Source organism: Streptomyces sp. 3211.6 (assembly GCF_003634815.1).
Classification (GTDB): Bacteria; Actinomycetota; Actinomycetes; order Streptomycetales; family Streptomycetaceae; genus Streptomyces; species Streptomyces katrae_A.
The window spans coordinates 3,399,902-3,426,247 of record NZ_RBXC01000001.1; the positions used below are offsets into that span (position 1 = coordinate 3,399,902).

Below are 26,346 nucleotides of genomic sequence, written 5' to 3' on the forward strand. Positions count from 1 at the left end.
ACGGGCCGGGGGTTCCCACCCTATGCCGCGGGTGTGCCGGCCGCGCGCGGGATTCGGGGCGCGTACGGGTTCGGGTGGATGCGGTACGGGTCCGGTACGGCTGCGTACGGCTCCGGTACGGCTCCGGGGGCGGAGGCAGTGCTTCCGCACCGGGATGACAATCTGTCCGGATGTCCCCCTCCGCACGCCCGCCCGACGGCACGACCGCGCCCCGCACGGCGCCGGCCGCATCCGCCGCGCCCGCCACCGCGCCCCCGGCGGAGCCGGCCGCGCCCACCGCCGGCGTGGCGCGCCCCGCCCGGAGTGCCCGGGCCGCCGCGTGGGCCCGGGCCGCCGCGTGGGCCCGGGCCCGGGCGCCGTACGTGCTGACCGCCGCGCTGTTCGCCGCGTACGCCACGCTCTCCGTGACCCGCCACCGGCGAATGGAGGACTCCTCCTACGACCTGGGCATCTTCGAGCAGGCCGTCCGGGCCTACGCCCACCTCCAGGCGCCCGTCGTGGACCTGAAGGGCCCGGGCACCCTCGTCCTCGGCGACCACTTCAGCCCCGTCATCGCCCTGATCGCCCCGCTCTACCGGGTCTTCCCCGGCCCGGTCACCCTCCTGGTGGTGCAGGCGGCGCTGTTCGCGCTGTCGGCCCTGCCCGTGACCCGGGCCTCGGCGCGGCTGCTGGGGCAGGCGCGGGGGCTCGCGCTCGGGGCGGCGTACGGGCTGTCCTGGGGGATCCAGCGGGCCGTCGAGTTCGACTTCCACGAGATCTGCTTCGCCGTACCGCTGATCGCCTTCGCCCTGGAGGCACTGCTGGCGGGCCGCTGGCGGGCGGCGGTGGCCTGGGGGCTGCCTCTGCTGCTGGTCAAGGAGGACCAGGGGCTCACCCTGGCGGCGCTGGCGCTCGTCGTCGCCTGGCGGGCCCGGCGCACCGACCGGAGGGCGGCCCGGCTGGCCCTCGGGGTGGCCGTGGCCGGGGCGGCGGCGGCCGCACTCGTGTTCACGGTGGTGATCCCCGCCTTCGCCGCCGACGGCTACACCTACTGGCAGAAGGCCGGCGGCCCCGGCGACGCTCTGCACGGCCTCGGCACGAAGCTCACCACCCTGGCCTGGGTGCTCGTCCCCACCAGCGGCCTGCTGGCCCTGCGCTCCCCGCTGCTGTGGGTGGCCCTGCCGACGCTGGGCTGGCGGTTCACCGCCGCCGACCCGAACTACTGGTCCACCGACTTCCATTACAGCGCCGTGCTGATGCCGGTGGTGACGCTGGCGCTGGCCGACTCCCTCGACACCGTCCGGCGCAGCCCCCGGCCGTGGCTGCGCTCGTACGCCCACCAGCTGCCCGGCGCCGTGCTGGCCGCCGCGCTCGCGCTGAGCGCGACCAGCCTGCCGCTGGCCCGGCTCGGGGAGCGGGCCGCGTACGAGAAGCCGAAGCGGGCCGTCGCGGTCGAGCGGCTGCTGGCGCGGATCCCGGACGGGGTGTCGGTGGAGGCCGACTACCCGGCGCTGACCCGGCTGACCTCGCGCTGCCGGGTCTTCTGGCTCGGCGGCACGCGCGGGGTGCGCCCGGCCTACCTGGTCTTCGACAACGCCTCCGGCTGGGCCGGGGACCCACTGGCGTACGCGGGGCGGCTGCACCCGGGGTCGCGGTTCGCCCTGGTGGGCGAGGCGGGCGGGATGGTCCTGCTGGAACGGCAGCTGTAGGGGCGAAACCCGGCCCCGACGCCGCCCGGAGGAGCCGCCGGGGAATGACCGTGACGTGGCGCGCGGACCCCGGCCCGGCCGGCCTGGCCGCGCACGGCGCCGGCCCCGGGCCGCCCTCGCGGACGCCCCGGGGCCGGCGTGTTCCCCCGTACTCCCCCGTGGGGCCCCGGTTTCCCCGTGGGCTCCCGTACCTCCCCCGAAGGGAGCCCGGGACCCCGTGGGGTCCCGGTGCCTCCCCCGTACGACCGCCGGCGGCTACTCGCTGGCGATCGCGTTCAGGACGTTCATCCGCCCCGCCCGGAACGCCGGGACCAGTGCGGCGAACAGGCCCACCAGCGCCGAGCCCGCGAAGACCGCGATGATCGTCGCCCACGGGATCTCCAGCACCTTCAGGCCCTGGAGGGCGAGGAGCTGCTGCGCGGTGGCGCCCCAGCCCATGCCCAGCCCCAGGCCCAGCAGGGCGCCGAAGAGCGCGATGACCACCGACTCCAGGCGGATCATCCGGCGCAGCTGGCGGCGCGAGAGGCCGATGGCGCGCATCAGGCCGATCTCCCGGGTCCGCTCGACCACCGAGAGGGCCAGCGTGTTCACGACGCCGAGCACCGCGACGACGATCGCCAGGGCGAGGAGGCCGTAGACCATGTTGAGCAGCTGCCCGACCTGGTCCTTGAGGTCCTTCTTGTAGTCGGTCTGGTTGAGCACCTTGTACTGCGGGTACTCGGCCATGGCCGCCTTGAGCGCCGTGTACGCGCTGTCGGCCTGCCCCTTGTGCGCCGTGGCCAGCAGCATGAACGGGCGCGGCAGCTGGTCGGCCGGCAGGTTGGCCTCGGCGGTGGCGGTGCTGATGTACTTCACGCCCTTGTCGAGGTTGCCCTCGTCCAGGGTGATCGCCGCGACCTTCAGCCTGACGGTCTTGCCGCCGTTGAAGGCCACGCCCAGTTCGTCGCCGACCTTCACGTGGTGCTTGACGGCGTACTCCGAGCCGACGGCCATCGAGCCGGGCGCGTACGCGTCCTGGTGCTGCCCGGCGCTCGTCTTGCGGCGGACGTCCTGGGCGTAGGAGGGGTCGGTGGCGCTGAGCCGGTCCTGGGCGGAGGTGCCGTCCGGGGCGGTGATCTTCGCCTCGACCTCGCGGTAGGCGGTGACGTGGTCCAGGCCCTTGACCCCGCGCATGGCCTGTTCGGCCTGCGGCATCAGCGGCTGGCCGCCCTGGGAGGCGACGATGTAGTCCGCGCCGACCGTGCGGTCGAGCTCGTCGGTGGCGGAGGCCACCATCGAGGAGCCGACGACCGACAGGCAGGCGACCAGCGCCAGTCCGATCATCAGCGCGGCGGCCGTGGCCCCCGTACGGCGCGGGTTGCGCAGGGCGTTGCGTTCGGCGAGCCGGCCGACGGAGCCGAAGGGCCGCAGGACGGGCGCGGCCAGCAGCCGGACCACGACGCCCGCCAGCAGCGGGCCGATCACGATGAAGCCGATCAGGCTGAACAGGACACCGACGGCCAGCCACAGCGAACCGGCGGAGGCCTTGTCGGCGGCCGCGGCGAGGAACAGGGCCGCGGCGCCGAGGCCGGTGAGGACCAGGCCGAGGACGGCGCGGACCGCGCCGGCCTTGCGGTCGCCGGGGGTGCCAGCGTCGCGCAGGGCGGCCATCGGGGAGACCTTGCCGGCCCGGCGGGCCGGGACGTAGGCGGCGACGACGGTGACGACGGTGCCCAGGACCAGGCCGGTGACCGGGGTGGTCCAGCGGACCGTCAGGTCGCCGGTGGACAGGTGCATGCCCATCTGGCCCATGAGCTTCATCAGGCCGACGGCCAGGCCGACGCCCGCCGCGACACCGGCGGCGGAGCCGACGACGCCCAGCAGCAGGGCCTCCAGCAGCACCGAGCGGTTGATCTGGCCCCGGTCGGAGCCGATGGCGCGCATCAGGCCGATCTCGCGGGTGCGCTGGGCGACCAGCATCGAGAAGGTGTTGAAGATCAGGAAGATGCCGACGAGGAAGGCGATGCCGGCGAACCCGAGCATCACGTACTTCATGACGTCGAGGAAGCCCATGTCCTTCTTGTTGGCGGCCGTGGCCTCCTTGGCCGTCTGCAGCTTGTAGGTGTCGGCGCCGAGGACCGAGGCCACGTTCTTCTTCAGCTGCTCGTCGCTGACGCCGTCCTTCGCGGTGACGTTGACGTGGGTGAAGGTGCCGGGCGCGCCGAGGAGCTTGTCCTGGGCGGTGGCGGTGTCGAAGTAGACGACGGCCGCGCCCGGGTTGGTGACCGTGAAGGAGGCGATGCCGCTGATCTTCGCGCGGACGTCACCGGTGATGGCGATGGTGCGCAGCTCGTCGCCGAGCTTCAGGTGGTGCTTGTCGGCGGTGTCGGCGTCGATCATCATCTCGGTCGGTCCGCGCGGGGCCCGGCCGGAGGTGATCTTCATGGACTTGAGCTCGCCATCGGTCCAGTTGCCGGCGATGGTCGGGGCGCCGGTGGTGGAGCCCATGTTCTCGTTCTTGGCGTTGACGACCGTGACGGCCGTCGAGACGACGCCGCCCTCGGCGGACTTCACGCCCTCGGCCCCGCGCACCTTCTCCACGGCCGACCCGGGCAGCACCTGCGGGCGGCCGCGGTTCGGGTTCTCCTCGCCCTCCGCGAGCTCCTTCGGGCTGACGGTGACGTCGGAGCTGGTGACGGCGAACAGCTTGTCGAAGGTGGTGTTCATGGTGTCGGTGAACACCAGGGTCCCGCAGACGAAGGCGACCGAGAGGAGCACGGCGACGGCGGACAGCGCCATGCGGCCCTTGTGCGCGAAGAAGTTGCGCCGCGCGGTCTTCATGACGGTCACGAGGTCCGCCCGCGCGCGTCGAAGTCCTTCATCCGGTCCAGGACCTGGTCGGCGGTGGGCCCGTACATCTCGTCGACGATGCGGCCGTCGGCGAGGAAGACGACGCGGTCGGCATAGGAGGCGGCGACCGGGTCGTGGGTGACCATCACGATGGTCTGGGCGAGCTCGTCCACCGACTGGCGCAGGAAGCCGAGGACTTCGGCCCCGGCCCGCGAGTCCAGGTTTCCGGTGGGCTCGTCCCCGAAGATGATCGCCGGGCGGGCGGCGAGGGCGCGGGCGACCGCCACGCGCTGCTGCTGGCCGCCGGACAGCTCGGTCGGACGGTGCTTGAGGCGCCCGGCGAGGCCGACGGTCTGCACCACGCGCTCCAGCCACTGCGGATCGGCCTTGCGGCCCGCGATGTCCATGGGGAGGGTGATGTTCTCCAGGGCGTTCAGCGTCGGCAGCAGGTTGAACGCCTGGAAGATGAAGCCGATCTTGTCGCGGCGCAGCTGGGTGAGCTTCTTGTCCTTGAGGCCGGTGATCTCGGTGTCCTCAAGGTGGATCTGCCCGCTGGTCACCGTGTCCAGGCCGGCCAGGCAGTGCATGAGGGTGGACTTGCCGGAGCCGGAGGGGCCCATGATCGCGGTGAACCGGCCGCGGTGGATGTCCACGTCCACGTGGTCGAGGGCGACGACGCGGGTCTCGCCGGAGCCGTACGCCTTGACGACCTGGCGCGCCCGTGCGGCCACGGAGCCGTGTCCCCCGCCGCTTCCGTGCCTGGTCTCGGTCATCGCCGTTGTCACTGCTTCTCCCCTGTTGGTGTGGTGCGTGCGTCCGTGCGTACCGCCGCGTGCGTAACTGCGTGCATGCGTCCGCGCGTCGCCTTCGTGAAGTCTGCTGAACGGGGGTGCCCGGCGCCCTGGTGCCCGTCGCCGTATCCGCCGGGGGTTAACCCCACCTCGCCCCCGCGGCCCCGCCCATGTGAACCAGTTAAAGACGTGCCGGGCCCTTCGGCCTCCTCCGCCGGGACGAAAGTCCCATGGGCCCAATTGCTGAGGGACCCCTAGGGGTCGTCCCCCCTGCGGTGGACGGGACGTAGGGGGCACCGCCCGGGTCACCCCGCGTGAGATGGGGATTCCGCCCGGCCCACCCCGGTGAGAGGGTGTGCACGCGCGGACGAAGGGAGAGGCCGGTGGGGACGGACGAGGGCGGGGACGGATCCCCTCGCGGAGGGGCGGCCGGCGCCGCCGGGGGAAAGGTTTCCGCCGGGGAGGCGGAGGCCGGCATACCCGTCCAGGGCCGGCCCCCGGCGAAGGTCGTCGCCTCGCTGATGCTGTGCATGGCCCTGGTCGCCCTCGACCTCACGATCGTCTCGACCGCCGTCCCCCAGATCGTCGGGGACATCGGCGGTTTCTCCGTCTTCTCCTGGCTGTTCTCCGGCTACCTCCTCGCCGTGACCGTCACCCTCCCCGTCTACGGCAAACTCAGCGACACCTTCGGCCGCAAACCGGTCCTGGTCTTCGGCACCGCCCTGTTCCTCGTCGGCTCGCTGCTGTGCGCGTCCGCCTGGAACATGGCCGCGCTGATCGCCTTCCGGATCGTCCAGGGGCTGGGCGGCGGCGCCCTGCAGAGCACCGTGCAAACCCTGGCCGCCGACCTCTACCCGCTGCGCGAGCGCCCGCGCATCCAGGCCCGGATGACCACCGTGTGGGCGAGCTCCGCGCTCATCGGCCCGGCCCTCGGCGGAGTGATCGCGGGGTACGCGGGGTGGCGCTGGACCTTCCTGATCAACGTGCCGATGGCCGGGCTGGCCCTGTGGCTGACCGTCCGCCACCTGACCGAACCCCGGCGCTCCCCGGGCCGGCGCGGGCCCGTCGACTGGGCGGGGGCGCTCGGGATCTTCGCGTGCGGCGGGCTGCTGCTGTTCGCGCTGGTCCAGGGCGGGGTGGCCTGGCCCTGGCTGTCCCCGCCGTCGCTGGGGCTGCTGGGCGCGAGCGCGGTGCTGGCGGCGGTCGTGGTGCGGGTGGAGCGCAGGGCCGCGGACCCGATCCTGCCCGGGTGGGTGTGGCGCCGGCGGACCATCGCCGCCGTCAACCTGGCCATGGGGGCGCTGGGGCTGCTGATGGTCGCCCCGATGGTGTTCATGCCGACCTACGCCCAGTCCGTGCTGGGGCTCGGGCCGGTCGGGGCGGGGCTGGTGACGGGCCTGATGACCCTGAGCTGGCCGCTGTCGGCCGCCGTCTGCCAGCACGTGTACCGGCGCATCGGCTTCCGTGACACCGCTGCCCTGGGGATGGGGCTGGCCGCGGCGGTGCTGTTCTCCTTCACCCTGCTTCCCTCCCCGGCGCGGCCCTGGCAGCCCGCGGTGATCATGCTGCTGCTGGGGGCGGCGCTGGGCCTGTTCCAGCTGCCGCTGATGGCCGGGGTGCAGTCCACCGTGGGCTGGGCCGAGCGCGGCACGACCACCGCCTCGGTGCTCTTCTGCCGCACCGTCGGGCAGGCCGTGGGGGCCGCGCTGATGGGGGCGGTGGCCAACGCGACCGTCGCCGCCCGGCTGGCACGGGAGCGCGAGCCGGGGCTGCCGCACCGGCTGGAGGACGTGTCACGCGCCCTGGCCGAGCCGGGCAGCCTCTCACGGGCCGCGTCGGAGCACCTGCGGGAGGCGGTGGCGGCCGCGGTGCACCACATCTTCCTCGGCGCGGCGTTCGCCGGGGTCGCGGCGGTGCTGGTGCTGCTGCTCGTGGCGCCCAGACGGTTCCCCGTCCTGCCGGAACACGAATGACAGCCGCTTGACAACTTGTCATGCCCGCCCTGCTCGGGTGACGCTCTCCCCACGACCACACCCCGGGGGGACGACATGGCATCCGCACTCTTCGCACTGGCGTTACTGGCCGCCCTGGCCGGACCCGTCACCCTGCGCCTGTACCGCAGGCCCGGCTTCGTCACCGGACGCGACGGCCGGCTCTCCACCTCGACCACCCTGGCCCTGGCCTGGACGGTGATCCTGGTCTGGCTGCTGCTCACGATCCTCGGCTACGGGCTGACGGCCGGCGGCGGAACCGGCTACTTCCGCGGCGAACACGGCCCGCTGTCCGCCCTGACCACCGTCTACCTCCCGCTGCTCGGCGGCCCGTACGTCGCCCTGATCGCGGCGAAGACGGTCGTCGGCATCCGGGTGGAGCACGGCACCCTGGCCAAGCCGGCCCCGAAGCCCACCGCCACCGGCCGCCGGCCGCTGCGGGAGCTCATCGCCAACGACAGCGGCCGCACCGACCTCGTGGACCTCCAGTACGTGGCCCTGAGCGCGGTGACGATGCTGTACGTCGTCCTGTTCTTCCTCTCCGACGTGGGCGGCGGCCTGCCGGAACTCCCGGCCGAGATCTGGGCCCTGACCGGCGCTCCGGCGGGGGCGTACCTGGTCAACAAGATGGCCACCCGCGGCAACCCCGTCATCACCCACGCCGCCGTCAGCCCCGACGGCGTCCTCACGGTCGAGGGCGGCGGCTTCACCGACCCCCGCCTCACGGTGGACGACACCCCCCTCCCGGCGGTCCAGGACCCGGCGACCGGCTCCCTCACGGCCACCCTCCCGCCCGACACCACACCCCCCTTCACGGTGGTGGTCACCTCCCGCGGCCTGCGCAGCGACCCCTACCGCCACACCCCCGCCCAGACCACCCCCGCCCGGCCGCCCGCCGGTTAGCGCGTGCCCGGGGTCCGGTCGGCAACGCGGCACACCGCGACCGGGCCCCGGGCAGCTACGTCCCGTCCCGCGTCCAGACCAGTACCGCCTGATCCCCTTCCGGCACCCCTCCGGCGCGACGGTACGTCGCCAGTGCCGCCGCGTTGTCCTCGTCCGTGACCGTCCACATGCCGTAGCAGTCGCGTTCGCGCGCCAGACCGGCGAGCGCGGCCACCAGGGCCCGGCCGACACCACGCCCGCGGAACGAGTCGTCCACTCCCAGCTCGTACAGGAACATCTCGGTCCCCTTGTCCGGATGCGTCATCTCGACACCGGTGACCATCCCTGCCGGGACGCCGTCCACGTAGGCGATCAGAAGGTGGTGACGCTCGTCGGCCAGGAACCGTGCGGTCGCCCCCGGTTGAGGGAACGCATCGAAAAGGTGCCCGGCGGCCCTGACGTCCTCGGCCTCAGTGACGCGACGGATCTCCATGCGGGGATCCTGACAGGTCCCGGCACACAGGGCACCGGCTTTCCCCCGGGCTGGGGCTACCCCTCCGCCGGCGCCCGTCCCGTCAGGGCCGCCAGGCTCGAGCGGACGTGGTTCATGTGCGCCCGCATCTCCTCCTGCGCCTCCGCGTGCTCCCGCAGGATCCGGTCCGTCTCCCGCACCACCCGCTCGGCCCGCACCCGCGCCTGCGCCACCAGCTCCGCCGCCCGCGCCTCCGCGTCCTCCTGCCCGTGCCGCGCCGACTCCTCCGCCTCCGCGAACCCCCGCCGCGCCTCCGCCAACCGCCCCTGCGCGTACCGCTCCATCTCCGCCAGCCGCGCCTCCAGCTCCGCCTCCCGCGCCGCCGCCTCCCGCCCCGCGGCGTCCCACCGCTCCACCTGCTCCTGCTCCCGCTCCGCGAGCAACGCCTGCGACCGCCGCCGCGCCTCCGCCAGCCCGGCCTGCGCCTCGGCCCGCCACCCCGCGGCGTCCTCGCGCGCCTTCGCCCGCGCCTCGTCCGCCTCCCGCTGCGCCCGCAACAGCCCCTGCCGCGCCCGCACCTCGGTCTGCTCCCGCACCGCCTCCGCGTCGTGCCGCGCCAGCTCCGCCACCCGCTCCGCGTGCGCCTCGGCCGCCCCCGCCGCCTCCGTCGCGTCCGCCCGCGCGTCCGCCCGCAGGACCTCCGCCTCCTCCTGGGCCAGCGACAGGATCCGCCGGGCGCGCTCGCTCAGCTCGTCGTACGTCTGCGGAGCCAGCGCCGCCACCGCCGCACGCAGCCGCTCCGCCTCCTCCTCCATCTGCCGCGCCAGGACGGTCAGCCGTGCCACCCGTTCCCAGGCCTCGTCCCGGCTGCCGGCCAGCCGGGCGACGTACCGGTCGACGTCCTCCGGCCGGTAGCCGCGGCCGCCGCGCACGGTCGAGAAACCCTGGGGTCCGTGAGGTGACATGGGTGCACTCATCCTGGAAGCGCCTCTCTCGCGGGGATTCCCGTCAAGGATGCGTCATTTGAGGCCAGAAGCCTGAATGGCCGGGCCGGGACCCCCGTCGAGGGTCCCGGCCCGGCCATCCGTCCGATCAACGGACCCGCCCGATCAGAGCAGTCCGTCCCACATCTGCTCCAGCAGCACCGACCACCAGCTCTCCGGCGACGCCAGCGCCGCACTGTCGAGCCCCGCCAGATTCGCCTGGAAATCGACCGTCCAGCGCCCGGCCTGTTCCGGCGTCAGATGCTGCCGCAGCCGCCACATCTGACCCAGCATCGCCAGCGACCGCGCGAACTGCGGCAGGCTCGAATTGACGAACTGCGGCGGCACGGGCGCCCCACCCGGACCACCCTCCACCGGCACCGCCACGATGTGGGCCGTCCCGTACTGCACGCACAGCGCCTTGCCGAAGTCACTGCCGATCACCAGGTACGAACCCGCGTCCGACGCCGGCTGCACCTGCCGCTGCGCCGCCAGCTCGGCCAGCGTCGGCACCGGCTGCCCCGGCACGGCCTGCGCCCAGAAGAACGGCCCGAAATCGACCGGCAGACCCGCCCACATCAGGGTCTGCGCCACGATCTCCGGCACACCCTGGCGCGACACCGCCCGCTGGTCGAACCGGAACACGCCCTGCGGCCCGAACGCCCCCGCGAGCTCCTGCGCGATGGCGTCCATCGGGATCGCCGGCTGGAGCGGCACCTGCGGCAGCGGCGCCCGCACCGGCGCCGGACGCGCCGGACCGTCCGCCACCTGGTGCAGCTCGCCCTGATGGGTGAGCAGGTGCCGCATGCCCTGCTGGCGTCCCGCGTGGTCGGTCCCGTACGGGGCCACGCTCGTGATCCGCACCTGCGGCCAGGTCTCCCGGATCATCCGCGCGCAGTAGCCGCCGGGCAGCTCACAGGAGGCCAGCTCGGTGTGCAGCTCCAGCACCTGCTGCGGCGGCACGTTCATCGCACGGAGCTCGTAGAGGATCTGCCACTCGGGGTGCGGGGTACCGGGCGCCGAGCGGCGGATGAGCTGCTGCTCGGAGCCGTCGGGCGCACGGTAGCGGAGCACGGCCTGGTAGCCCGGGCCGACCGTGGGCACGCCGGACGGGGCGGCCGGCGGCTGCCCCGCAGGCCCGCCGGGCGGCGCGGAGGGCGGCCCGGGCGGCGCAACGGTGCCGGGCCCGGCCAGCATCGTCGCGGCGTGCTGCATCCCACCCCCGGGCGCGCCGGGAGCCCCGGGCGCGCCGGGAGCCCCGGGCGCACCAGGAGCACCGGGCGGCCCCGGCGGGGCGGGCGGCTGCACGACGGCCGGACCGGCCAGCATCGTGGCGGCGTGGTCGAGCCCACCCCCGAGCGAACCACCGGCCCCGCCGGGCGCACCCGGAGCACCGGGAGGCGCGGGCGGAGCCACCGGCGCACCCGGAGGCCCGGGCGGCTGGGGCGGCTGCACGACGGCCGGACCCGCGAGCATCGTCGCGGCATGCTGAAGCCCGCCCCCGGGCGCACCCGGAGGCGCGGGCGCGGCGGGAGCACCGGGAGGCGCGGGCGGCGCACCGGGGGGCCCGGGCGGCTGCGGCGGCTGCACGACCGCGGGGCCGGCCAGCATCGTGGCGGCGTGGTCGAGCCCGCCCCCGAGCGAACCGGAACCAGGAGCAGCCGGAGCCCCCGGCGGCGCGGGAGGCGGCACCGGTGCACCGGGCGGCGCGGGAGGCCCGGGAGGCGGAACGGTCCCCGGCCCGGCCAGCATCGTCGCGGCGTACGCCCCACCCCCGGACGCACCGGGCGCGGAAGGCGCACCGGGCGCGGAAGGCGCACCAACGGGCGCAGGCGGAACGGACGGCCCGGACGGCGCCGAACCCCCAGCCGCACCAGGCCCACCCGGAGCATCCGGCACACCCGGAGCAGCCGGAGCACCCGGCACACCCGGAGCAGCCGGCACACCCGGAGCGCCCGGAGCGCCCGGAGCAGCCGGCACACCCGGCACACCCGGAGCACCAGCCGGAACCGGCGGGACCGCCGGAACCGGGCCGCCACCGCCCTGCGGCACCCCGCCCGCCGGGGCGTCGGCGATGTCCGCAACAGCCGCACCCGCGGCGGCCGCACCCAGCCCCAGCGCCGGAGCGATCGCGGTCTTCGGCAGCTGGCTCCCACCCGGCATCAGCGTGGTCCTGGCCTCCGCAGACGCCCCGGCGGACCCCGGGGCGTCATCCAGGTCGGAACCCGACAGCGCCGGCGCGAACACCGTCGCGGGCAGCGGTACGGAGCCGTCGTCGGCGCCCGGGTTCACATCGGTCCCGGCCCACGGCGTGGCCCCGGCCGGCACCCCGTCGTTCGCGGTCGGCTCGTGCGCAACCTCGCCCTCACGCCGCAACGGCACCACATCCGGCGCACCGGAACCGGCACCGAAGCCAGCGCCCTCCGAACCGGCACCGGCCCCGGAGGCACCCGAACCAGCCCCCGCAACCACCCCGGCCCCGGCCCCAGACCGAGACCCGGAACCGGCCCCCGCCCCGGCCCCCGCCGGCGGAATCCCCGCCCGGTCCGCGGCCTCCTGCAGCCACTCCGGCGGGCTCAGCATGAACGACGTCTGCTCCGAATCGATCCGCGGCGGCGGAACCGAAGCCTCCGCAGCCGCCGCGGCAGCCGCCCCGTACTCCTCCTCGTACCGCCGGATCACCTCACCCACCGGCAGCCCCGGCCACAGCGTCACCTCACCGCTGTCCCGCGCGATGACCAGCCGCTGCCGGCCACCACCCGACACCGGACCCCCGGCCCGGTCCTCCGCCCACACCACGAAGCCCAGCCCGAACTCCCGCACCCGCACCTCACGGTGCTGGTACCCGGGCACGTCCCCGTTGATCCACTCCTCGGCGCGCTCCTGCGCCTGCGCGAACGTCACCACGACGCGCTCACCCCTCACCCATGCCGGTGCCAGCCACCGGAACCGACCCCGACACTGCAACCGAGCGCGCGAATCCGCCGTCCACCATCAGACCGGCCACCGTCTCCAGCTCCGGCGGGTTCCCCGCCAACCGCTCCAGGAAGGCATCGAAATCGGCACCGCACGGCAGCAACAGCCGCTCCACGCGCTCCTGCACCGACCAGCCGTCCCGGTCGCGCGCGTCGTCGTACGGGGAGAACCAGACGGAACCGACCTGATCCCCCCGCACCTTCACCGCGAGCAGCCCGCCCTGCACGAAGGCCACGCACAGGTAGTCCTTCGTCAGGTGGTCCCGCAGACACTTGTTGATGTAGACGAGGTCGTTGACCGCCGCCTCCTCACGCACCGTGAAGAACGGCTGGTCCACCAGCATCCCCAGCTCCACGAACAGCCCCGCGCCCACCGGCGCGCACCCGCCCGCCGCCTTCAGGAACGAGCGGTACGCCTCCGGAAGCCGGTACCCCAGATCCTCCTCGACGCCCTGGACCTGCGACTCCGACACCGACACCAGGGTCTTCGGCAGCCCCAGGTGCACCGGCCGCACCTCCTGCAACGGCCGCCCGCCACGCTTCTCGTGGTCCACCGGAGCCGTCGCCAGACCCGCGTGATGCCGCAGCAGCGCCTTCACCTCGACCGGGACCAGCTCCATCCGCCGCGAACCCGCCACGTGGTGCCACGTCCAGCCGTGCGGCGTCGCCACCGGCCCGACCGTGTCCCACAGCGGATGGGCCGCCGCCCGCATCGCCGCGTTCGCGGACACGCAGTCCGTCAGCCGCAGCTCGTCCGCGCCGAACCCCTCCGGCGGCTCGGCGATCTCCACCGCCGCACGCGCGTACCGCGAGAAGTCGGGATGGCCGTCCCCGTCCATCCGCACGCCGTGGGGATGCCGAGCGGCCCGGACCGGGTCCGGGAAATGCACGACCTGCCCCGAGTACGCGGCGTTGGGTGGCACGGCCTGCTGCCCGAGCCGACCTGTCGTCATGGTGGTGGCCCCCTGCTGGATCTGGCTGGTTCACCACAGCCTATGTGCTCCGGCAAGACCCCTGGCCGCCCCCGACCCCAGCAGGGGCGCACGGGGCAGGAACATCCGAATTGATACGAATATTCGACCCCGCTTCCACGCGACAGCGGACATTTGACAGGCTGTCCCCGCAGCACGGGGGCGTGAGCGACAGCGGCCACCACCGCCGCCACGGGAGGGAAGAGGGACCATGCAGACAGCGACCACGCACACGGCGGGCACGGCGAGCACGCAGCACGCGGCACCCCGCACGGACCGCGGGCAGCACACCGACACCGGCCCCGCCGGCGACCCCCGCCTGCGCTGGAGCACCGCCGCGGGCCCCCACACCCCGCCCGTACTGCGCTTCCGCCGCGACGGCATCCTGCCCACCGTCGCCGCCGCCCTCTCCGTACGCGGCGAAACCCTCACCGGCACCGCCGGCAAGGGCGACCAGCCACCCGTACTGCACCCCCTCGTCCAGGACTTCCTCGACACCCTCACCAGCGGCCAGCGGGAACGCTTCACCGGCCGCTGTCCCGAGGCGATACTCCTCTCCCGCCACCTCACCACCGTCGAAGGCGCCCGCAGCAGACGCGCCTCCCGCAAACCCCTCACCGCGAGCGAAGCCCGCCGCGCCCTGAAACACTCCAAGATCACCGCCCGCCGCATCCGCGAGGACGGCGACCCCCTCCACGGCAGCTACGCACCCCCCTGCCGCTCCTGCGACGCGCTCCTCAACCACTTCGGCGTCCGACCCGTCGACCTCACCCAGCCCGAGTAGCCACCATGACCGCCTCCTCAGCCTCCTCAGCCACCTCGGCCGCACCGGCCGCACCGGCCTCCTCGCCCGCACCGGCCTCCTACGGCCGCTCCTCCGCCAACCGCTTCCCTGTCGGCGTCGACGCGGCCCTGCGCACCGCCGGCTGGGAACCCGGCCGCTGGGACATCAAGCAAGCCGAATACTGGGCCGACGCCCTCCGCGACCACACCACCCCCGCCGGCCACCGCCACACCGTCTTCCCCGCGGCCGTCGAAGCCTGGGCCGAGTTCGGCGGCCTCACCATCGCCGCCCCCGGACCCGGCCGCCAGATAGCCCCCACCCCGGTCCGCCTCGACCCCCTGACCGGCCTCCACCTCGCCCGCACCTTCGCCGACCTCGGACGGGCCCTGTCCACCGAGCTCTGCCCCCTCGGCTCCGACACCACCGGCGGCGCCCACCTCGCCATCGACCGCGAAGGCCGCACCTACCTCGTCGACCACACCGGCGACTGGTACCTCGGCGCCACCCTCGACGAGGCCCTCACCCTCCTCCTCACCGGCCTCCAGCCCGCCCGCCTCACCACCGAAGCCTGACCACACCCGGGGGCGGGACTACCGGAACGGCAACACCGCCGACACCTTGAACCCGCCCCCGTCCGTCGGCCCCGACACGAACACCCCGCCCAGCCCCAGCACCCGCTCCCGCATCCCCACCAGACCGTTCCCCCCACTGGGCAGATCGGCCCCCCGCGCCTCCCCCTCACACGGCCCGTTCTCCACCTGCATCGCCACCTCCCCCTCCCGGTGCGCCAGCCGGACGACGACCCGCGCACCCGGAGCGTGCTTGTGGCAGTTCGTCAACGCCTCCTGCACCACCCGGAACGCCGTCTGCTCCACCTCCGCCGGATACACCCCCCGCTCCCCCTGCACCACCACCTCCACGCTCATCCCCGCCGCCCGCGACTGCCCCACGAGCACCTCCAGCTCCGCCAGCGAAGGCCCCTCCTCGGCCACCGCCACCGACGCCGCCACGGCAGCCACCGCCCGCACCGGCTTCTCCGACGCCCGCAGCACCCCCAGCATCTCCCGCAGCTCCGTCAACGCCTGGCGCCCCATGTCACCCACCAGCGCCGCGTTCCGCACCGCCTTCTCCGGGTCCTTCCCCGCCACCGCCTGCAACGCCGCCGCATGCACCACCATCAGCGACACCCGGTGCGCCACCACGTCGTGCATCTCCCGCGCGATCCGCGTCCGCTCCTCCTGACGCGCCCACTCCGCCCGCTCCTCCGCCCGGTCCGCCAGCAGCGACAGCTCCCGCTCCAGCGAATCCGCCCGCTCCTGCAGGCTCTCCATCAACCGCCGCCGCGCCCCCACGTACAGCCCGAGCAGCACCGGCGGCACGGTCAGCGCCACCGCCATGAACGCGGACAGCACGAAGACCAGCGCGCCCTCCCCGTCCACGTCCCCCCGGGTCCGCACGTACGTGACGACGAACGTCCCCGCCAGGGCCATCGACGCCAGCGTGGCCGTGATCCGCCGCGGCACCTCACAGGCGGCCAGCGTGTACAGCCCCAGCACCCCGAGCAGGAACCCCATCGCCGCCGGCGTCACGGCGATCCCCACCAGCACCACGGCGACCGGCCACCGCCGCCGCAGCACCAGCACGGACCCCACGACCACCCCGAACACCACCCCGAGCAGCACCGGCACCCCGGCCTCGCGCGCGAACGGAACCCCCTCCACCGCACACTCCGCGGCCGAAACCACCCCCAGCCCCACATCGAGCACGGCCCCCCGCCGCCGCTCCCACCACCACGGCCCGTCCCGCCCGGCCCCGTCGCGCTCTTCCCCCGTACTGGTCATGCCGCCAGCGTACGCAGCGCCCCCAGCACGGGCGCGAACGGAATTCCGGCGAACGCGGGGTAATCGCACGCACGAATGAATCGCCCGCGATCCGAGACCTGAATCCCACATTCCGGACCAACCTGACCCCATGAGCAAATACGCCGACTTCGAGGGCCTCCGCACCCAGGCCGTGACCCTCCGCCGCGAAGGCCTCAGCCGCCGCCAGATCCGCGACCGGCTGCACGTCGACAACAACGACATCCTCAACCGCCTCCTGGAGGGCGAGCCGCCCCCGGAATGGACGAAGCGCCCCAACGCGAAGGACGACCTCCGCGACCGCGCCAGAGAACTCCGCCTCCAGGGCCTGACCTACGATCAGATCCAGCTCGAGCTGGGCTGCTCGAAGAGCTCGATTTCCCTCTGGGTCCGCGACCTGCCGAAGCCGGAGCGCCGGCGCTCCCCGGAGGAGGCATCCGCGATCGCCAGGCGCGGATGGGAGCGCACCCTCTCCCTGCGCGACGAAGAACGGCGCCGGGCAAAGCAGGAGGCCGCCGCCGAGATCGGCGCACTGTCGGACCGCGAGCTGTTCCTGCTGGGAGTGGGCCTGTACTGGTCGGAGGGCAGCAAGGACAAGCCCTACGAACGCCGGGAGCGGGCGACGTTCGTCAACAGCGACCCCGGCATGATCCGCGTGTACCTCTCGTGGCTGCGCCTCCTGGGCATCAAGGAAGAGCGGCTCCGGTTCACCCTCATGATCCACGAGACGGCCGACGTCGCCGGCGCGGAGCGCTTCTGGCTCGACTTCACAGGAGCGGACGCGTCGCACTTCCTCAAGACGGTCCTGAAGCGCCACAACCCCAAAACCACGCGGAAGAATTCGGGCGAGAACTACTACGGCTGCCTCGCGGTGCGCGTACTGCAAAGCGCGGGTCTGTACCGTCGCATCGAAGGCTGGTGGTACGGCATAGTAGGGGCTGCAACCGAATCCGATCAACAAAATCGGACATAGAGGGCGAACCATCCCGGATCGTCTAAGGGCAGGACAAATGGTTTTGGTCCATTGAATGAGGGTTCGAATCCTTCTCCGGGAGCTCACAGAGCACAACCACTCAGTTTCGGGTCCTGACCTCAAGGTCGGGACCCGGCCTCGTTTCCGACCCGTGACCCCCCGCTATCCTTCACGGGTCCACCCCCGAAGCCGAAGGGCACACCCGTGAGCGCAACCCGCCCGGCAGCCGTCGTCGTACTCGCAGCGGGTGAGGGCACCCGCATGAAGTCGGCCACTCCCAAGGTCCTGCACGAGATCTGCGGGCGCTCGCTCGTCGGTCACGTGGTCGCCGCCTCCCGCGAGCTCGACCCGGCCCACCTCGTCGTCGTCGTGGGCCACGCCCGCGAGCAGGTGACCGCGCACCTCGCCGGCATCGACGCCGGCGTCCGCACCGCCGTCCAGTACGAGCAGAACGGCACCGGCCACGCCGTCCGGATGGCCCTCGAAGAGCTCGGCGGCACGCTCACCGGCACCGTCATCGTCGTCTGCGGCGACACCCCGCTGCTCACCGGCGAGACCCTGCGCGCCCTCGCGGCCACCCACGAGGCCGACGGCAACGCCGTCACCGTCCTGACCGCCGAGGTCCCCGACTCCACCGGCTACGGCCGCATCGTCCGCGACGAGGCCACCGGCGCCGTCACGGCCATCGTCGAGCACAAGGACGCCACCGACGCCCAGCGCGCGATCCGCGAGATCAACTCCGGGGTCTTCGCCTTCGACGGCGCCCTCCTCGCCGACGCGCTCGGCAAGGTCCGCACCGACAACAGCCAGGGCGAGGAGTACCTCACCGACGTGCTCGGGATCCTGCGCGAGGCGGGTCACCGCGTCGGCGCGGCGGTCGGCAGCGACCACCGGGAGATCCTCGGGATCAACAACCGCGTGCAGCTCGCCGAGGCCCGCGCGCTGCTGAACGCGCGTCTGCTGGAGCGGGCCATGCTCGCGGGCGTGACCGTCGTGGACCCGGGCAGCGTGTTCGTCGACGTGACGGTCACCTTCGGGCAGGACGCCCTGATCCACCCCGGCACCCAGCTGCTGGGCGCCACGCACATCGGCGAGGGGGCCGAGGTCGGCCCGAACACCCGGCTGAAGGACACCCGCGTGGGCGCGGGCGCCCGGGTGGACAACACGGTGGCGGACGGGGCGGTCGTCGGCGACCAGGCCACGGTCGGCCCGTTCGCGTACCTGCGTCCGGGGACGAACCTGGGCCTGAAGGCGAAGGCCGGTACGTACGTCGAGATGAAGAACGCGACGATCGGCGAGGGCACGAAGGTCCCGCACCTGTCCTACGTCGGTGACGCGACGATCGGCGAGTACACGAACATCGGTGCGGCGAGCGTCTTCGTGAACTACGACGGCGAGCACAAGCACCACACGACCGTCGGCTCACATTGCAAGACGGGTTCGGACAACATGTTTGTGGCTCCGGTCACCATCGGGGACGGCGCCTACACGGCGGCCGGTTCGGTGATCACGAAGGACGTCCCGGCGGGTGCGCTGGCCGTGGCACGCGGTCAGCAGCGGAATATCGAGGGTTGGGTGGCCCGCAAGCGGCCCGGCAGCGCGGCCGCGACGGCCGCGCAGTCCTCGTCCGAGAAGGACTCCGGCCACCCCTGAGGTGAACTGACCGGAAACGAGTGCGCCCGGGACGGCGTACCGTGATAGGTGCACGCAATTCGGCTGGCTCACCGTGTGCGGGACGGACGTACACGGGGGCGAGCAGCTTTTCACACGTCTGAGGAGACAGTGCTGTGACCGGGATCAAGACGACCGGCGAGAAGAAGCTGATGCTCTTCTCCGGCCGCGCCCACCCCGAGCTGGCCGAGGAGGTCGCGCACCAGCTGGGGGTCAGCCTGGTGCCGACCAAGGCTTTCGACTTCGCGAACGGCGAGATCTACGTCCGCTTCCAGGAGTCGGCGCGTGGCGCGGACTGCTTCCTGATCCAGAGCCACACGGCTCCGATCAACAAGTGGATCATGGAGCAGCTGATCATGATCGACGCGCTGAAGCGCGCGTCGGCTCGTTCCATCACGGTGATCATCCCGTCGTACGGGTACGCCCGTCAGGACAAGAAGCACAAGGGCCGCGAGCCGATCTCGGCGCGTCTGGTGGCGGACCTGCTGAAGACGTCGGGTGCGGACCGGATCCTGACGGTGGACCTGCACACGGACCAGATCCAGGGCTTCTTCGACGGTCCGGTGGACCACCTGTCGGCCCTGAACGTCCTGGCGGACTACGTGGGCGCCAAGGTGGACCGCACGAAGCTGACGGTGGTGTCCCCGGACGCCGGCCGTGTGCGTGTGGCGGACCGCTGGTGCGACCGTCTGGACGCGCCGCTGGCGATCGTGCACAAGCGCCGCGACAAGGACGTCGCCAACCAGGTGACGGTCCACGAGGTGGTCGGTGAGGTCAAGGGCCGTGTCTGCGTCCTGGTCGACGACATGATCGACACGGGTGGCACGATCTGCGCCGCGGCCGACGCGCTGTTCGCGCACGGTGCGGAGGACGTGATCGTGACCGCGACGCACGGCATCCTGTCGGGTCCGGCTGCCGACCGTCTGAAGAACTCGAAGGTCAGCGAGTTCGTCTTCACGAACACGCTGCCGGACCCCTCGGACCTGGAGCTCGACAAGATCACGGTCCTGTCGATCGCCCCGATGATCGCCCGTGCGGTGCGCGAGGTGTTCGAGGACGGTTCGGTGACGAGCCTGTTCGAGGAGCAGCAGTAGGACCTGGGCCTGACGGCCTGCGCTAGATCCTTTTGGGGGCGGCCTCCCCGCCGGGTACACTCGATGAGTTGCTCGGCGAGGGAGGCCGTACCTGTTTTCGGGTGCGGGTGCTCCGTTATCGACGCGCTCTTCGTAGCAGGCCGTTCCGGCCGGGTGACTTCTGTCCGTTTCGTCACCCCACGAGGAGTGAACATGTCCGAGATCAAGCTTTCCGCGAAGCTCCGCGACACCTTCGGCAAGGGCTCTGCCCGCCAGTCCCGTCGTGACGCCCTGACCCCGGGTGTCATCTACGGTCACGGTGCCGACCCGAAGCACGTCGGCGTCGAGGCCCACGCGCTGATGATGGCCCTGAAGACCCCGAACGTGCTGCTGTCCCTGGACATCGAGGGCGACGGCACCGAGCTGGTCATCCCGAAGGCCGTTCAGCGTCACCCGCTGAAGCGCAACATCCTGCACGTCGACTTCCTGATCGTCCAGAAGGGCGAGAAGGTCACGGTCGAGGTTCCGGTCGTGACCGAGGGCGACCTGGCTGCGGGCGGCAACCTGCTGGAGACCCTGCTGACGACGATCACCGTCGAGGCCGAGGCCACCCACATCCCGACCGAGGTCACCGTTTCCATCGCGGGCCTGGAGGCCGGTGCCACGGTGCACGCCTCCGACCTGGTCCTGCCGGCCGGCACCACGCTGGCCGTCGACGGTGAGACCGCCGTTCTGCAGGTCGTCGCCCCGCAGGCCGAGGAGCCGGCCGCCGAGGCGGCCGAGGGCGACGAGGCCTGAGCCTCGCCCCTCCCCCTCAGCAGTTGCTGACCGACCGCCGTCCGGCTCCACTGGAGCGGGACGGCGGTCGTTCTCGTTCACGGGATTGAGGAGTTTGTGATGTCGGACGATACGGCGCCGTGGCTGATCGTCGGTCTCGGTAACCCGGGGGCGGAGTACGCCGGCAACCGCCACAACATCGGGTTCATGGTGGCCGACCTGCTGGCGGAGCGGATCGGCGGGAAGTTCAAGGCGCACAAGGCGCGGGCGCAGGTTCTCGAGGGGCGGATGGGTCCGCCCGGGCCGCTGAACCGGCGTGTGGTGATCGCGAAGCCGATGTCGTTCATGAACCTGTCGGGTGGTCCGGTGACGGCGCTGCGGGATTTCTACAAGGTGCCGGTGGAGCGGATCGTGGCGGTCCATGACGAGCTGGACATCGATTACGCGACGTTGCGGCTGAAGCTGGGTGGCGGGGACAACGGCCACAACGGGCTGAAGTCGATGACGAAGGCGATGGGTGCGGACTACCACCGGGTGCGGTGCGGGATCGGGCGGCCGCCGGGGCGGATGCAGGTGGCGGATTTCGTGCTGAAGGACTTCTCGTCGACGGAGCGCAAGGAGCTGGACTGGTTCGTGGACCGGTCGGCGGACGCGGTGGAGTGTCTGGTCCAGGAGGGTCTGGAGCGGGCGCAGTCCGCGTACAACGCGTAGGGCGGCCGGGATACGACGGAGCCCCCCGTACCGGATGGTGCGGGGGGCTCCGTCGTGTCCTGGTGGGGTCAGCCGGTGTTGCGGAGGCCGGCGGCGACGCCGTTGACGGTGAGGAGGAGGGCCCGGGCGAGGAGCGGGTCGGGGGTTTCGCCGCGGGCGGCGGCGGCGCGCTGGCGGGCGAGGAGGGAGACCTGGAGGTAGGAGATGGGGTCCAGGTAGGCGTCGCGGACGGCGAAGGTCTGCTGGAGGACGGGCTGGGAGTCGAGGAGCTTCTCGCCGCCGGTGATGCGCAGGACCTCGCGGACGGTGAGTTCGTGTTCGGCCTCGATGCGGGTGAAGACGTGCTTGAGGTCCTCGGGGACGAGGGTGTCGACGTAGTGGCGGGCGATGCGCAGGTCGGTCTTGGCGAGGGTCATCTCGACGTTGGACAGGAAGTTGCGGAAGAAGTGCCACTTCTGGCCCATCTCGCCGAGGGCGTCGTCCTGGCCGGATTCGCGCAGGGCCTTGAGGCCGGAGCCGACGCCGTACCAGCCGGGGACGATCTGGCGGGACTGGGTCCAGCCGAAGACCCAGGGGATGGCGCGCAGGCCGTCGAGGCCGGCGCCGGAGTCGGGGCGGCGGGAGGGCCGGGAGCCGAGGTGGAGGTCGGCGAGCTGGTCGACGGGGGTGGCGGCGAAGAAGTAGGCGGGCAGGTCGGGGTCTTCGACGAGTTCGCGGTAGGCGGCGTGGGCGGCGTCGGAGACGATGTCCATGGCCGCGTCCCAGCGGGTGAGGGCGTCGGGGGACTGGCGGGGTGCGGTGTGCAGGGCGGAGGCCTGGAGGGTGGCCGCGACGGTCAGTTCCAGGTTCTCGCGGGCCAGGGAGGGGACGAGGTACTTGTCGGAGATGACCTCGCCCTGTTCGGTGACCTTGATCTCGCCTTCGAGGGTGCCCCAGGGCTGGGCGAGGATGGCGTCGTGGGAGGGGCCGCCGCCGCGGCCGACGGTGCCGCCGCGGCCGTGGAAGAGGCGCAGGCGTACGCCGTGGCGGTGGGCGACGTCGCGCAGGCGGCGCTGGGCGCGGTGGATCTCCCACTGGCTGGTGGTGATGCCGCCGAACTTGCTGGAGTCGGAGTAGCCGAGCATGACCTCCTGGACGTCGCCGCGCAGGGAGACGAGGCGCCGGTAGGAGGGGTCGGCGAGCATGTCGTCGAGGATGACGTCGGCGGCGCGGAGCTCGTCGGTGGTTTCCAGGAGGGGGACGATGCCGATCTTGGCCCAGCCGGCGTGGAGGTCGAGGAGGCCGGCTTCGCGGGCGAGGACGGCGGCGGCGAAGACGTCGTCGGCGCCCTGGCACATCGAGATGATGTAGGACTCGATGACTTCGGGGCCGAACTTCTCGAAGGCGTCCTTGATGGCGGAGAAGACGCCGAGGGTCTTCTGGCCGGCCGGGTCGAGGGGTGCGGGGGTGGGGGCGAGGGGGCGGCGGGAGCGGAGTTCCTTGGCGAGGAGCTTCTGCCGGTAGTCGCGGGGCATGTCGGCGTAGCGCCAGGATTCCTCGCCGAGGCGGTCGAAGAGCTGGCCGAGGGCGTGGTGGTGGGCGTCGGCGTGTTCGCGGACGTCCATGGTGGCGAGCTGGAGGCCGAAGGCGGCCAGCGTGCGGATGGTGCGGTCCATGCGGCCGTCGGCGAAGAGGGCGCCGCGGTGTTCGCGCAGGGAGGTCTGGATGAGGGTGAGGTCGGTGAGGAGCTCGGCGGTGCCGAGGTAGTCGCGGCCTTCCTCGTGGGGGGTGTCCTTGGCGAGGCGTTCGCGGGTGTTGAGGAGCTTCTGGCGGATGCAGGTGGCCTTGAGGCGGTAGGGCTCTTCGGCGTTGAGGCGCTTGTAGCGGGGGCTGATCTCGGGGAGGCGTTCGAGGTCGGCCTGGAGGGAGGTGAGGAGTTCCTCGGTGGCGCCGGTGTAGCGGATGGAGTTGGAGAGCAGTCCGCGCAGGAAGTCGATGAGTTCGAGGGCGTCGGTGATGCCGTGTTCGTGCTGGAGGATCAGGACGTCCCGGGTGACTTCCGGGGTGACGTTGGGGTTGCCGTCGCGGTCGCCGCCGATCCAGGTGCCGAAGGTGAGGGGGCGGGTGCCGGCGGGGAGTTCGACGCCGACGCGCTGGAGTTCGGCGGCGAGGTCCTCGAGGACGTCGCCGACGGCGTCGGCGTGGAGTTCGTCGAGGTAGTAGATGGCGTTGCGGGCCTCGTCGGTGGGTTCGGGGCGCACGACGCGCAGTTCGTCGGTCTGCCAGACGAGGTCGATGTTCTCGGCGAGGCGCAGGTCGTGGCGGCGGCGGTCGCCGGCTCCGGTGACGGGCTCTTCGAGGAGGGCGGCGATGCGGCGGAGCTTGTTGAGGACGCTGCGGCGGGCGGCTTCGGTGGGGTGTGCGGTGAAGACGGGGCGGACGTTGAGGTTCTTGACCGTCTCGCGCAGGTGTTCGGGGTCGGCGTCCTTGAGCATGTCGGCGGTGCGGGCGAGGAGCCCGCCTTCGGCGGCGCGGTGGGCGCGCAGTTCCTTGCCGCGGTGGACCTGCTCGGTGATGTTCGCGAGGTGGAAGTAGGTGGAGAAGGCGCGCACGAGCTTGGCGGCGGTCTCCAGGTCGGTGTCGCCGAGCAGGGCGGCCGCGGCCTCGCCGTCGGTGCGGGTCAGTGCGCGGACGCGTTCGACGAGGTCGAGGAGGTCCTGGCCCTCCTGGCGGACGAGGGTCTCGCCGAGGAGGTCGCCGAGGCGGCGGATGTCGGCGCGCAGCTCCGCGTTGGCCGTCTGCGCGGCGTGCGTGCGGTCGGTCGGGGCGGCGGGCTGGGTGACGGGGGCCTGGGCGGCCTGGTCAGCACTGCTCACAGGTGCGGCTCCTTGCAGTGTTCGAGCGCTACTGGGCTGTGGGCTCCCGGGGTGCGCGTGCGGCGGTGCCGATGGGGTGCGCAGCCCGGGCTGCCCGTGCGGACCGCGCTGTCCGACGACACCAGGATAGGCGGCGCGCCCCTGTGCCCTGGCAGAGCGTGCCGGTGTGCTGGCGGAGCGGCGTGGTGCGGGGGGCCGTGGGGGGCTCGGGCGGGTGGTGAGGGCGGTGGTGAGGGCGTGCTCCTCTTGCCGGACGGGAGGGTTTTGCCATACTTACGTTGCCGTAGGTTACGGATCCGTAGGTCTGGGTCGTGACCGGGGCACCTGCCGGCTTCTCACCCCCCTAGGGGATCCTTGATGACCCTCAGTACCGATCTGATGGAGGGCGCTTCGGCGTCTTCCGGTAGTCCAGTGCCGTCCGCGACGCGCGGCGGCGAGCAGAAGCGTTCCGTGGAGCAGGTGGCGCTGCTCCTGTTCATCACCGTGCCGTTCCTGGCGTTGCTGGCGGCGGTGCCGCTGGCCTGGGGCTGGGGGGTGAGCTGGCTGGACCTCGGTCTGATGGTGTTCATGTACTTCCTGGCGTGCCATGGGATCACCATCGGTTTCCACCGCTATTTCACGCACGGTTCCTTCAAGGCGAAGCGGCCGCTGAGGGTCGCGCTGGCGGTGATGGGGTCGCTCGCGGTGGAGGGGCCGGTGGTGCGCTGGGTGGCGGACCACCGCAAGCACCACAAGTTCTCCGATCACGAGGGTGACCCGCATTCGCCGTGGCGGTTCGGGGAGAGCGTGCCGGCGCTGATGAAGGGCCTGTGGTGGGCGCATATCGGCTGGCTGTTCGACGAGGAGCAGACGGACCAGCAGAAGTACGCGCCGGATCTGATCCGGGATCCGGTGATCCGGCGGATCAGCCGTGACTTCATCCTCTGGACGGCGGTGTCGCTGGCGGTCCCGCCGCTGGTGGGGGGCCTGGTGACGATGTCGTGGTGGGGGGCGTTCACGGCGTTCTTCTGGGGTTCGCTGGTGCGGGTGGCGCTGCTGCACCATGTGACGTGGTCGATCAATTCGATCTGTCATGCGGTGGGCAAGCGGCCGTTCCGTTCGCGGGACCGCAGCGGCAACGTGTGGTGGCTGGCGGTGCTGTCGTGCGGGGAGTCCTGGCACAACCTGCACCACGCGGATCCGACGTCGGCGCGGCACGGTGTGCTGCGCGGGCAGGTGGACTCGAGTGCGCGGCTGATCAGGTGGTTCGAGCTGGCGGGCTGGGCCTCGGACGTGCGCTGGCCGTCGGGGGCGAGGATCGACGCCCGGCGCAGGGGCAAGAGCTCGAACGCGGCATGATGGGGGACGTGGCGATCGACGGCAGCAGTACCAGCAGCGACAAGCCCAGGCGGGGACGCCGGGTCCGGATGACGGGCGCCGAGCGGCGCCAGCAACTGCTGGACATCGGCCGCACCCTGTTCGCCGAGAAGGGGTTCGAGGGCACCTCGGTGGAGGAGATCGCGGCCAAGGCCGGGGTGTCCAAGCCGGTGGTGTACGAGCACTTCGGCGGCAAGGAGGGCCTGTACGCGGTCGTCGTGGACCGTGAGATGCGCCAGCTGCTGGACGGGGTGACGGGCGCGCTGACGGCCGGGCATCCGCGGGAGCTGCTGGAGCAGGCGGCGTTCGCGCTGCTGGACTACATCGAGAACTACACGGACGGGTTCCGGATCCTGGTGCGGGACTCTCCCGTGGCGCAGTCGACGGGCACGTTCGCTTCGCTGATCAGTGACATCGCCACGCAGGTGGAGGACATCCTGGGCCTGGAGTTCAAGGCGCGGGGTTTTGATCCGAAGCTGGCGCCGCTGTACGCGCAGGCGCTGGTGGGGATGGTGGCGCTGACGGGCCAGTGGTGGGTGGAGACGCGGCGGCCGAAGAAGGCGGAGGTGGCGGCGCACCTGGTGAACCTGGCCTGGCACGGGCTGGAGAACCTGGAGGCCCGGCCGCGGCTGGTGGGCCACCGCAAGAGCTGATCCCCGCGTGGTGCGGGCGGGGCGGCGCCCCGCCACCGGGTTTCCGGTGGCG

20 protein-coding genes and 1 tRNA gene are annotated in these 26,346 nt (G+C 72.6%); 13 read left to right on the forward strand and 8 right to left on the reverse strand.

Annotated features, from left to right (window positions below):
- The first annotated feature begins 170 nt into the window (after window positions 1–170).
- Window positions 171–1,688: a DUF2079 domain-containing protein gene (locus tag BX286_RS15505; RefSeq protein WP_121015220.1), complete on the forward strand. Its 1,518-nt coding sequence runs from the start codon at window positions 171–173 to the stop codon at window positions 1,686–1,688.
- Window positions 1,689–1,943: 255 nt separating this feature from the next.
- On the opposite strand, the gene BX286_RS15510 is transcribed toward BX286_RS15505, so the two are convergent.
- Both BX286_RS15510 and BX286_RS15515 read right to left on the reverse strand, forming a co-directional pair.
- Entirely contained in the window at window positions 1,944–4,517 is a 2,574-nt protein-coding gene (locus tag BX286_RS15510; RefSeq protein WP_121015222.1) for an ABC transporter permease, read from the reverse strand.
- Window positions 4,514–5,290, reverse strand: a complete 777-nt coding sequence (locus BX286_RS15515) for an ABC transporter ATP-binding protein (RefSeq protein ID WP_398898564.1) — start codon at window positions 5,288–5,290, stop codon at window positions 4,514–4,516. Before BX286_RS15515 ends, BX286_RS15510 begins: the two co-directional genes overlap by 4 nt.
- 401 nt (window positions 5,291–5,691) lie before the next feature.
- Here BX286_RS15515 and BX286_RS15520 point away from each other — a divergent pair, with 401 nt between their 5' ends.
- Window positions 5,692–7,281 (forward strand): MFS transporter, encoded by a 1,590-nt coding sequence (locus BX286_RS15520; RefSeq protein ID WP_261993432.1) that lies wholly within the window; start codon window positions 5,692–5,694, stop codon window positions 7,279–7,281.
- A gap of 75 nt (window positions 7,282–7,356) precedes the next feature.
- The gene (locus BX286_RS15525) at window positions 7,357–8,202 is read left to right on the forward strand and encodes a hypothetical protein (RefSeq protein ID WP_237292862.1); all 846 of its coding nucleotides are present in this window, start codon (window positions 7,357–7,359) and stop codon (window positions 8,200–8,202) included.
- Window positions 8,203–8,257: 55 nt separating this feature from the next.
- Here the strand turns inward: BX286_RS15525 and BX286_RS15530 are convergent, their stop codons facing one another.
- The 4 genes from BX286_RS15530 to BX286_RS15545 all read right to left on the reverse strand — a co-directional run bounded on the left by BX286_RS15530 (window position 8,258) and on the right by BX286_RS15545 (window position 13,564).
- On the reverse strand, window positions 8,258–8,674 hold the full coding sequence (locus BX286_RS15530; protein WP_079427631.1) for a GNAT family N-acetyltransferase: 417 nt from the start codon (window positions 8,672–8,674) through the stop codon (window positions 8,258–8,260).
- 56 nt (window positions 8,675–8,730) lie between these two features.
- Window positions 8,731–9,618: a cellulose-binding protein gene (locus BX286_RS15535; protein WP_222842054.1), complete on the reverse strand. Its 888-nt coding sequence runs from the start codon at window positions 9,616–9,618 to the stop codon at window positions 8,731–8,733.
- 144 nt (window positions 9,619–9,762) lie between these two features.
- Complete coding sequence (locus tag BX286_RS15540; RefSeq protein ID WP_121015226.1) at window positions 9,763–12,543, reverse strand: SUKH-4 family immunity protein; 2,781 nt, start codon at window positions 12,541–12,543, stop codon at window positions 9,763–9,765.
- Between the two features lie 7 nt (window positions 12,544–12,550).
- Window positions 12,551–13,564 carry an SMI1/KNR4 family protein gene (locus tag BX286_RS15545; protein ID WP_100863513.1) on the reverse strand — a complete coding sequence of 338 codons (1,014 nt, stop codon included), beginning with the start codon at window positions 13,562–13,564 and terminating at the stop codon, window positions 12,551–12,553.
- A gap of 229 nt (window positions 13,565–13,793) precedes the next feature.
- On the opposite strand from BX286_RS15545, the gene BX286_RS15550 reads away from it, so the two are divergent.
- Both BX286_RS15550 and BX286_RS15555 read left to right on the forward strand, forming a co-directional pair.
- Window positions 13,794–14,366 (forward strand): YwqJ-related putative deaminase, encoded by a 573-nt coding sequence (locus tag BX286_RS15550; protein ID WP_079427639.1) that lies wholly within the window; start codon window positions 13,794–13,796, stop codon window positions 14,364–14,366.
- Between the two features lie 5 nt (window positions 14,367–14,371).
- On the forward strand, window positions 14,372–14,938 hold the full coding sequence (locus BX286_RS15555) for an SUKH-3 domain-containing protein (RefSeq protein WP_079427641.1): 567 nt from the start codon (window positions 14,372–14,374) through the stop codon (window positions 14,936–14,938).
- 18 nt (window positions 14,939–14,956) lie between these two features.
- Here the strand turns inward: BX286_RS15555 and BX286_RS15560 are convergent, their stop codons facing one another.
- Window positions 14,957–16,207 carry a sensor histidine kinase gene (locus BX286_RS15560; protein WP_121015228.1) on the reverse strand — a complete coding sequence of 417 codons (1,251 nt, stop codon included), beginning with the start codon at window positions 16,205–16,207 and terminating at the stop codon, window positions 14,957–14,959.
- 130 nt (window positions 16,208–16,337) lie between these two features.
- Here BX286_RS15560 and BX286_RS15565 point away from each other — a divergent pair, with 130 nt between their 5' ends.
- From BX286_RS15565 to pth, 6 genes are all read left to right on the forward strand, one after another.
- Window positions 16,338–17,198 (forward strand): hypothetical protein, encoded by an 861-nt coding sequence (locus BX286_RS15565; RefSeq protein ID WP_121015230.1) that lies wholly within the window; start codon window positions 16,338–16,340, stop codon window positions 17,196–17,198.
- 11 nt (window positions 17,199–17,209) lie between these two features.
- Window positions 17,210–17,280: transfer RNA gene (locus tag BX286_RS15570), tRNA-Gln, on the forward strand.
- 122 nt (window positions 17,281–17,402) lie between these two features.
- A complete protein-coding gene (gene glmU, locus BX286_RS15575; RefSeq protein WP_079427647.1) occupies window positions 17,403–18,851 on the forward strand; it encodes a bifunctional UDP-N-acetylglucosamine diphosphorylase/glucosamine-1-phosphate N-acetyltransferase GlmU in 1,449 nt (482 codons plus the stop codon).
- A 134-nt stretch (window positions 18,852–18,985) separates the two neighbouring features.
- Window positions 18,986–19,963 carry a ribose-phosphate diphosphokinase gene (locus tag BX286_RS15580; protein ID WP_042815924.1) on the forward strand — a complete coding sequence of 326 codons (978 nt, stop codon included), beginning with the start codon at window positions 18,986–18,988 and terminating at the stop codon, window positions 19,961–19,963.
- Between the two features lie 192 nt (window positions 19,964–20,155).
- Window positions 20,156–20,740, forward strand: a complete 585-nt coding sequence (locus BX286_RS15585; protein WP_079427649.1) for a 50S ribosomal protein L25/general stress protein Ctc — start codon at window positions 20,156–20,158, stop codon at window positions 20,738–20,740.
- A 99-nt stretch (window positions 20,741–20,839) separates the two neighbouring features.
- Window positions 20,840–21,430 carry an aminoacyl-tRNA hydrolase gene (gene pth / locus BX286_RS15590; protein WP_079427651.1) on the forward strand — a complete coding sequence of 197 codons (591 nt, stop codon included), beginning with the start codon at window positions 20,840–20,842 and terminating at the stop codon, window positions 21,428–21,430.
- 68 nt (window positions 21,431–21,498) lie between these two features.
- Here pth and ppc read toward each other — a convergent pair whose 3' ends face one another.
- Window positions 21,499–24,192 carry a phosphoenolpyruvate carboxylase gene (ppc, locus tag BX286_RS15595; protein ID WP_107502387.1) on the reverse strand — a complete coding sequence of 898 codons (2,694 nt, stop codon included), beginning with the start codon at window positions 24,190–24,192 and terminating at the stop codon, window positions 21,499–21,501.
- Window positions 24,193–24,642: 450 nt separating this feature from the next.
- On the opposite strand from ppc, the gene BX286_RS15600 reads away from it, so the two are divergent.
- Window positions 24,643–25,623 (forward strand): fatty acid desaturase, encoded by a 981-nt coding sequence (locus BX286_RS15600; RefSeq protein ID WP_121015232.1) that lies wholly within the window; start codon window positions 24,643–24,645, stop codon window positions 25,621–25,623.
- Window positions 25,620–26,294: a TetR/AcrR family transcriptional regulator gene (locus tag BX286_RS15605; RefSeq protein ID WP_079427657.1), complete on the forward strand. Its 675-nt coding sequence runs from the start codon at window positions 25,620–25,622 to the stop codon at window positions 26,292–26,294. The genes BX286_RS15600 and BX286_RS15605 overlap by 4 nt, the downstream gene beginning before the upstream one ends.
- Window positions 26,295–26,346 lie beyond the last annotated feature (52 nt).